1 protein-coding gene is annotated in these 254 nt (G+C 53.9%); it reads right to left on the bottom strand.

Features of this window, described 5'->3' with window-relative positions; genetic code table 11:
* Positions 1 to 218: hypothetical protein (locus P5683_RS26240; protein WP_315669532.1), on the bottom strand; the 218-nt coding region annotated here is incomplete at its 3' end.
* Positions 219 to 254: the final 36 nt, after the last annotated feature.

The following is a 254-nucleotide window of genomic DNA, read 5'->3' as shown; positions in this document are numbered from 1 at the left end:
CGGTGAAACTCCGTGAAACCCAACACCGTAGGTTGGGTGAAACTCCGTGAAACCCCACACCGTAGGTTGGGTGAAACTCCGTGAAACCCAACACCGTAGGTTGGGTGACACTCCGTGAAACCCAACACCGTAGGTTGGGTGGAGGTACGCAACCCACCACCGTAGGTTGGGTGAAACTCCGTGAAACCCAACACCGTCATTTGGGTGGAGGTACGCAACCCAACACCTCCTCAATTTCAGATGATATGGTTAGG

Origin of the sequence: Limnospira sp. PMC 1279.21, assembly GCF_032349615.1 — a bacterium.
GTDB classification, from domain to species: domain Bacteria; phylum Cyanobacteriota; class Cyanobacteriia; order Cyanobacteriales; family Microcoleaceae; genus Limnospira; species Limnospira fusiformis.
The sequence above is the reverse complement of the archived record's forward strand: the minus strand, read 5'-3'. Positions and strand labels throughout refer to the sequence as shown.